The sequence below is a fragment of the Streptomyces sp. NPDC048111 genome (genome assembly GCF_043202815.1).
GTDB lineage: Bacteria > Actinomycetota > Actinomycetes > Streptomycetales > Streptomycetaceae > Streptomyces.
This window is the reverse complement of record NZ_JBIDBD010000047.1, coordinates 23,029-30,264: the sequence shown is the minus strand read 5'-3', so window position 1 is coordinate 30,264 and position 7,236 is coordinate 23,029. Positions and strand designations below refer to the sequence as shown.

Genomic DNA, 7,236 nt, shown 5'->3' with positions numbered 1-7,236 from the left:
CCCGCGCCCCCCCCCCGGGCGGGGGGCGGGGGGGGGCCGCGCCCCCCCCCCCCCCCCCCCCCCCCCCCCCCCCCCCCCCCCCCGGAGCCCCCCCCCACCCCCCCCCGCATCACTCCGCTGCGCGGATGGCGGCGCGGTAGGCGCGGGCCGCTGCGCGCAGCGCTGCCTCGGGGTCGGCCCCGGCCCCCTCCGCCTCCACCGCCAGGGCGAGCAGGCGAGACCCCACCCCCTCCCCGGAGGGGAGCGGCACATCGAGCCCCGCCGTGCGGGCGCGGGCGGACAGCTTGGCCGCCAGGGCCAGGGCGGGCTGCCCGAGCGGCACCCCGTCCGTGACGGATGCGCGCTGCTTCTCGACCGCCTTCGTCCGCAGCCAGTGCTCCCTGACCTCCTCCGGCGTCTCGGCCGTCTCCGAGCCGAACACATGCGGATGCCGGTGGATGAGCTTCTCGACGATGCCGCCCGCGACGTCGTCCACGGAGAACGGCTCCTCCGCGTCCTCCTCGGCGATCCGCGCGTGGAAGACGACCTGGAGCAGCACATCGCCGAGCTCCTCGCGCAGCTCGTCCCGGTCCCCGGTCTCGACCGCCTCGACGAGTTCGTACGCCTCCTCCAGCGCGTACTTGGCGAGACCCTGGTGCGTCTGCTGCGAGGACCAGGGGCAGGAGCGCCGGATCCGGTCCATGACCTGGACCAGGTCGAGCAGGCGCGCGCCCGGCAGATCGTAGGAGCCGGGGAGCAGTTCGAGGTCCGGCATCCGCACCCGCCCCGAACCCGCGAGCCGCGCGAGACCGTCGGTCAGGCGCCGGTCGCCCTCGCCGGAGGGCAGCACGACGACGGTGCGTCCGCCCGCGCAGGCCTCGATCAGCTCCTGGGCGTCCGGCTCGGCGATCTCCACGTCCACCCCGGCCTCGCGCAGATACGGCAGCTGCGGATGCGCGGCGTCGGGGCACAGGACGCGATCGGCGGCGCGCAGGGTCTCCCACGCGGGCCAGGACAGGAGGCCGGGGGCGACCCGGTGGCTCGCGGTGAGCAGAACGACGCGCCCGGGTTCTTCAACAGCAGTCACCCGACGAACCTACCTGCTGCCCCGACACCCCGGCCGGTCGCACCATCAGGGCGCACGGCCCGGGCGCACCGGGTGGCCACACGGGCCGGGACGTTCAGCCGCCGACGCCGAGTCGCCCGGGCCGGGACGTCAGCCCGTCGACGCCGAGTCGCCCGGGTCCGCCGGGTCGGCGGGATCGGCGGGCTGTTCCTGCGGCGCGCCCTGCGGCGGCGCGGCGGCGGGCGTCCTGGCGAGCCAGGGGGCCTGGTAGTCGGCCAGCTGGATCTGGGCGGCGTTCCAGGTGCCGTACCGCGGGTTCACGTCCACGTCGAGGTCCTTGGACGCCTTGACCAGCGCGGGCAGCAGGTCCTGCTGCGTGCGGGCGCCGATCGCCGCGGCCAGCTTCTGCTCGACGACCTGGCGCCGTACATAGGTGTCGATCTGGTCGGGGGCGAGGCCGCCGTTGCTGAGGGCCTGCTCGCGCAGCTGCTCCTCGCCGCCCGCCTGCTGGACCATCGCGGCCCGCGCGTCCTGGACCTCCTTGGGACTGACGCTCACCTTGGCCGTGTCCGCGGCCCGCGCCAGCACCCGGTCGAAGATCATGTTGCTCAGCTTGACCTTGCCGAGCTGCCCGGAGTCCTTGATCAACTGGGCGGACTGCGGGGACTTCTGCTGCGCCGTCCGTACGTCCTTCACCTGCGCCTGGAGCGCGGAGACCTCGATCCGCTCGCCCCCGACGACGGCCGCGGCCCCCGGATGGGCCTCACTGCCGCAGGCCGTGAGGAGGGGACCCGCGGCGAGCAGGACGACGGAGACGGAGAGCGCGGTACGACGGCGGCGGTGCAAAGGAGCCTCCCGGCGGAGCAGATACGTGCGGCGTGGCGACGGACCTTGCTAAGACCTTGCGATGATCGATGGTAGGCAGTCGGCGTGACCGGGGCCACTGATTCGCCCAACGATTCGCGACCCCCATCGGTCGCGGGGGTGAAGCCGGGTGACACCCCGCCGTCCATCGCGTGAACGGACGCCCCGGCCCCCTGTGTTGTCCCGGCGGGTCCGGCATATTCGACGGCAGCGCACAGCAAAGGACCTCGATGCCGACCCTCGAAGCCGCCCCCGCCCCGCCGGTGACCCCGGTGCGCGGCCCCGCCGTCCGCCGCCCCTGGCCCCGGCCCGCCGCGCTCTCCGCACTGATCACCCTGATCTCGGTGTGCGGCGCCGACGCCGTCGCCGGAGTCGTCCCGCTGGGCCCGCTGCGCCGGCACACCCGCAGCATCAACGACCTGGGCAACCAGTTCGTCCCCTTCCACGCCCATCTGTGGGACCTGCTGCACGGCCGCGCCGAGGGCGACCTCCTGTTCAACTGGCAGTCCGGCTACGGCACTTCGTTCCTGCCCGACCTCGGCACGTACCTGGGCAGCCCGTTCGCCCTGCTCGTCGGGGTCTTCCCGCGCGACCGGATCGACCTCGCGGTCTATGTGATCACCGTCCTGAAGATGGCCGCCGCGGCCGCCGCGATGACGGTGCTGCTGCTCGCGCTGCGCCCGGCGGCCCGGCACCGCTGGGTGGCCGGGGTGCTCGGCGCCTCGTACGCGCTGTGCGGCTGGTCGGTGCTCGAATCCGTCTACAACCCGATGTGGCTGGACGGTCTCATCGCCTTCCCGCTGCTGTGCCTGGTCGGGCACTGGGCCCGGCTCGGACGCCGGCCCGTGCTCGGCCCCCTGGTCGTGGCGCTCGCCTGGATCGCCAACTTCTACACCGCGTACATGGCGACGATCGGCGCCGGGCTCGTCCTGCTGCTCCTCCTGTACGTGGACCGCGGGGCCGGGGCCCGCGCCCGGATCCGCGCGGTGCTCACGGCCGGACGGACGGTGGCGATCGGCGTGGCGCTCTCGGCGCCCGTCCTGTTCACCGTCTACCTGGGCACGCGGCACGCACACCCGGGCTGGGTACGGGAGTTCGCGCCGGTCTCCTGGCCCGACTACCTGGCGCGCACGCTGCCCGGTACGTACTCCTTCTCCTCCCCCGCCCTCTTCCTCGGCACCGGCGCGCTGCTCCTGGCCTGCTCCCTCGGCTTCCACCGAGCGGTGCCGCGCCGTGAGCGGTACGCCTGGAGCGGGCTCGTCCTCGCCGTCGCGCTCTCCTTCCAGTGGAAGCCCGCCCATCTGGCCTGGCACGCCTTCGTCACGCCCAACGGCAGCCCGTACCGACAGACGTTCGTGCTGTGCGGGATCCTCGTGATCGCGGCCTGGATCTCCTTCTCGTACGGGCCGCCCGGGCGCCGCGCGCTGCTCTGCGGGGGAGGTGTGCTCGCCCTGATCGCCGGGTGCGCGGCGTTCAGCGAGCTGATATCGGCCTGGACGTACCCCCTGTTCGCGGCGGGCCTCCCGACGGCGGCCGGATCGCTGCTGCTGGTGCACCGCGGCGGGCGCGGGCCCGCCGTCCTCGCGCTGCTGCTGCTCGCCGGCGGGCAGATCGCGCAGGCGGGTGTGACGGTGGCGTACGGGGACCAGCAGCGGGCGGCCCGCATGGACGGCTACCCGGCCTGGGGCGCCGAGCACACGGAACGGGCCGCGCTCGAAGCGTCGGCCGCCGACTGGCCCGCCCGGCGCACCGACCCCGGGCAGCGCCAGATCACCAACAACGACCCGCTCCTGCTCGGCGGTGAGGGCGGCGCCTACTACTCCAGCCTGACCCCGGAGGTCCTCACCCGTACGATGACCGCGCTCGGCGGGGGCTGGTCCTCGCGCGGGCGGGCCCTGCAGAGCCTCGACAACCCCGTCACGGACGCGGTGTTCGGGGTGGGGGCGCGGGTACGGGTCGCGGGGAAGGGGGGCGTGCCCTCGCTGGTCCGGGCCGGTGCGACGGCGCCGCTGGTCACGGTACGGGCGGGGGGCGGGCCGGAGCCGGTCTACGGGAGCAACCCGTTCCGCAACCAGGAGCTCCTGCTCGGCGCCCGGGTCTACACGACCCGCACCCTCGCGCAGGGCTGCCCCGCCGGGACCGACATCTTCCTGTGGGCCCCCGAACACTTCGGCTCCGCCCGGCTGGGCGACGGGCCCGCCGTGGAGATGCGCGGTGGCGCACCGAGCCGGCGTGCTCCGCTGATCCCGTTCGGCACCTCGGCGGGCCCCGGTGCGGCGTCCCGCATCACGCTGAGCCCCGCCGACCGCCGGGCGGAGCTGGGCTGCCTCGACCGGGGGGCGCTGGGGCGCGCGGTGGAGCGGCTCCGGGTGGGCGGGGCCTCGGAGGTGGCCGTGTCCTCGCACTCGATACGGGCCGAACTCCCGGCCGGGGCGCGGGGGTTGGCGGTGTTCGCGATGCCGCGGATCGCGGGGTGGGTGTGTCGGGTGGACGGGGGGGCCGCCTCGCCGGCGGGGGAGTATCTGGGGCTGGTGGCGGTGTCCTTGCCGGACGGGGCTCGGGGGGTTTCCTGTGGGTTTCGGGTGCCTGGGTTGCGGGTGGGGGGGTTGGTGGGGGCGCTGGGTGCCCTGACCCTGCCCCTCCTGGCGGCCCGGACCCGCCGCCGCTGACCTCCCCGGGGCTTGCCCCGGGCCCCGAGGGGTTTGCCCACCCGCCCGCCCGTGCAGCCGGGTGCATTGGTTGAGCCCTGGGGCTGCGCCCCAGACCCCCTGAGGGGCTCCGCCCCTCGGGCCCCGGCGGGGGCTGCGCCCCCTGCACCCCCGATCGCGCCTGAACGGCGCTCGTCCTCAAACGCCGGACAGGCTGAGGTGCCCGGTGCTGCCCAGCACCGAGCAGTTAAGGGGCGCGGGGAACTGCGCAAGGCAGGCCGCACACGACATGCGGGCCAACACCAGTCCTGCCAGGGGCGCGGGGAACTGCGCGAACCCTGGGCAACCCCAGCACCCCCAGCACCCCGGGCACCCCGCACCCCGCACCCCAGCGAAACCCAAGAATCAGTGAGGGCGGAGGTCCTGTTGGTGGGTCAGGGAGCGGCGCAGGTCCGTGGGGTAGGTGTGGGCGGGGCCGTACACGCGTTCCGCATCCCACAGGAGGGACTGGAGCTGCTGCCGGCCCCCCGCATGGTCCCCCAGCGCCAGCAGCAGATGCGCTATGCGGTGGCGGACCGCGAAGGCACGCGCCGGATCCGCCGCGGCGTACAGCGCCTCGACGCCGGGCAGCACCGCGCGGTACTCGGCGAGCGCCGCAACCGCCTCCCCGAGCTGTTCGAGGCACTGCGCGACGTCCTGCCGGAAGTCCAGGACCTGGGGGTCGGCGGGCCCCGCCTCGGCCGCGCGGTCGCCGGCCAGGCGGCGCAGCTCGGGCAGTGCGCGCCGGTACTGCCCGTCGTCCATCAGCGTCGCCGCGTACTGCTTGCGCAGGATCCGCACCACCGGTGAGCGCTCGCCGTGCTCGGCCGCCGCGGCGGGCAGGATCGAGCCCAGGATGTCCACGGCCTGGGTGATGCGCCCCTCCCCGAGGAGCCGCTTGACCTCGTCGACCGCGCCCGCCACATCGGGGCGCGGCGGCGCGGTCGGCACCGGCGGCGCCACGGTGACCGGGCCCGGCGCGGGCGTGGTGACGCGGTCGGGCCAGGGCGCGTGCGGGCGCAGGAACGGGCGGGTCGGGTCGAGCGGCCCGGCGGGCGCCGCCCCGCCCCGCGCGGGGAGCAGCGGCACCAGCGCCTCGTACACCTCCTGCGCACAACTCGGCCTGTCCTGCGGGTCCTTGGCGAGCAGGCGCAGCACGAGCGCTTCGAGGGCCTCGGGCACCTCGGGCCGCAGCCGGCGTACGGCGACCGGCGGTTCGTAGAGGTGGCGGTGCAGGACGCCGAGCGCGGTCGAGCCCGCGAACGGCACGTCACCGCTGAGGAGTTCGTGCAGCAGCACCCCGAGCGCGTACAGGTCGGTGTACGGGCCCACGGCGCCGCCCATCGCCTGCTCGGGCGCCATGTAGGCGGGCGAGCCGATGGGGGAGCCGGTGTGGGTGAGGCGGGTGGTGTCGGAGTCGAGGACCGAGGCGACGCCCAGGTCGAGGACGGTCAGCGTGCCGTCCGGGCGCACCATCACATTGCGCGGCTTCAGGTCGCGGTGGACGATCGGCACCGCGTGCACCGCGGAGAGCACCGCGCACAGCTGGGCGGCAACGGCCACCGTCCAGGGCCAGGGGTAGGGCTCGTGCTCGGCGAGGTGGTCCGCGAGGTCGGCGCCCTCGACGTACTGCATGACGAGGTACAGGTCGTCGCCGTCGCTGCCCGCGTCGTGCACGGTGACGAGCCCGGGGTGGTCGACCTGCGCGGTCACCCGGCACTCCCGCACGAAGCGGCGCCGCAGCTCCTCCGCGTCCCCGGCGGCGCCCGCTCCCGCGACCCGGTCGGGCCGCAGCAGCTTCACCGCGACCCGGCGGTCGAGACGCCGGTCGTACGCCGTCCACACCTGGCCCATGCCGCCCTGGCCGAGGAGCGCCGCCAGTTCGTAGCGCCCGGCCACGATCCGGCCCGCGGTCATCCGTTCCCGCCCTCGGTCCCCTTGCGCAGGTACTGCGACAGCTCGTCGAGCTCGGCCCTGACGCGGTCGATCCTGGGCGCGGCCACCCCGTGCGGCCCCGGCGGCTCAGGGCTTCGGGACGGCATCGCGGCGGGGGCGGGCGTGGCGGCGGGGGGCGGCGTGGCGGCGGGGGCCATCGGGGCCGCGGGCGCGCCCGGCGCCGGCGTCTCGCCGTAGGGGTGGGTGTACGGATGCGGGTGGGCGTACGCACCGAACTGCGGGGCGGTGGTGGCCGGCAGGGGCGGCGGGCCGTACCCGGCGGGCCCGTACGGTCCGTAAGGAGGCCCGTACGGCGGGGCGGCCGGGCGGGTGGCGTGCCGGATGTCGGCGTAGAGGAAGTGCGCGGTGGCGGCCACGGCGAGGGCCAGCAGCCCCAGCATGCCGACGTTCATCCGCCAGTCGTTCTCGTCCGGCGCGGCCATGACGAAGCCGAAGAAGACGACGAACAGGGCCAGTTGGACCCAGAACAGCGCCCAGTGCGTCCGGCGCCGGGTGACGATCGCGAGCCGCAGCGCCGTCACCCACGCCAGCATGCCGATGCTGAGCAGGGGCAGCAGCGCGAACAGCACGCGCAGCACGATCTGCCCCGCCCCCGCGGGGCGTGGCGGCGGCGGTCCATGGCCGGGGCCGTGCATTGCTGCTCCTGGATCTGGGACGGGCTGCGTGCGCCGGGGCGGAACGCGA

Annotated in this window: 5 protein-coding genes; 1 reads left to right on the top strand and 4 read right to left on the bottom strand. The window is 75.5% G+C overall.

The annotated features are described in order from the left end of the window. Positions 1-109: 109 nt before the first annotated feature. Positions 110-1,066: a nucleoside triphosphate pyrophosphohydrolase gene (locus ACGF3I_RS33970; RefSeq protein ID WP_393138967.1), complete on the bottom strand. Its 957-nt coding sequence runs from the start codon at positions 1,064-1,066 to the stop codon at positions 110-112. A gap of 129 nt (positions 1,067-1,195) precedes the next feature. Next, positions 1,196-1,891, bottom strand: coding sequence for a SurA N-terminal domain-containing protein (locus tag ACGF3I_RS33965; protein ID WP_393138965.1), 696 nt, complete (start codon positions 1,889-1,891; stop codon positions 1,196-1,198). A 248-nt stretch (positions 1,892-2,139) separates the two neighbouring features. Here ACGF3I_RS33965 and ACGF3I_RS33960 point away from each other — a divergent pair, with 248 nt between their 5' ends. After that, positions 2,140-4,578, top strand: a complete 2,439-nt coding sequence (locus ACGF3I_RS33960; RefSeq protein WP_393138963.1) for a YfhO family protein — start codon at positions 2,140-2,142, stop codon at positions 4,576-4,578. A 384-nt stretch (positions 4,579-4,962) separates the two neighbouring features. Here ACGF3I_RS33960 and ACGF3I_RS33955 read toward each other — a convergent pair whose 3' ends face one another. Together ACGF3I_RS33955 and ACGF3I_RS33950 are read right to left on the bottom strand one after the other, a co-directional pair. Further along, complete coding sequence (locus tag ACGF3I_RS33955; RefSeq protein ID WP_393138961.1) at positions 4,963-6,513, bottom strand: protein kinase; 1,551 nt, start codon at positions 6,511-6,513, stop codon at positions 4,963-4,965. Further along, positions 6,510-7,187 (bottom strand): hypothetical protein, encoded by a 678-nt coding sequence (locus ACGF3I_RS33950; protein ID WP_393138959.1) that lies wholly within the window; start codon positions 7,185-7,187, stop codon positions 6,510-6,512. Before ACGF3I_RS33950 ends, ACGF3I_RS33955 begins: the two co-directional genes overlap by 4 nt. Positions 7,188-7,236: the final 49 nt, after the last annotated feature.

Coding starts and splice junctions, on each gene's coding strand:
- ACGF3I_RS33960 (WP_393138963.1), top strand. CDS start 2,140: ATGCCGACCCTCGAAGCCGCCCCCGCCCCGCCGGTGACCCCGGTGCGC.
- ACGF3I_RS33950 (WP_393138959.1), bottom strand. CDS start 7,187: ATGCACGGCCCCGGCCATGGACCGCCGCCGCCACGCCCCGCGGGGGCG.
- ACGF3I_RS33955 (WP_393138961.1), bottom strand. CDS start 6,513: ATGACCGCGGGCCGGATCGTGGCCGGGCGCTACGAACTGGCGGCGCTC.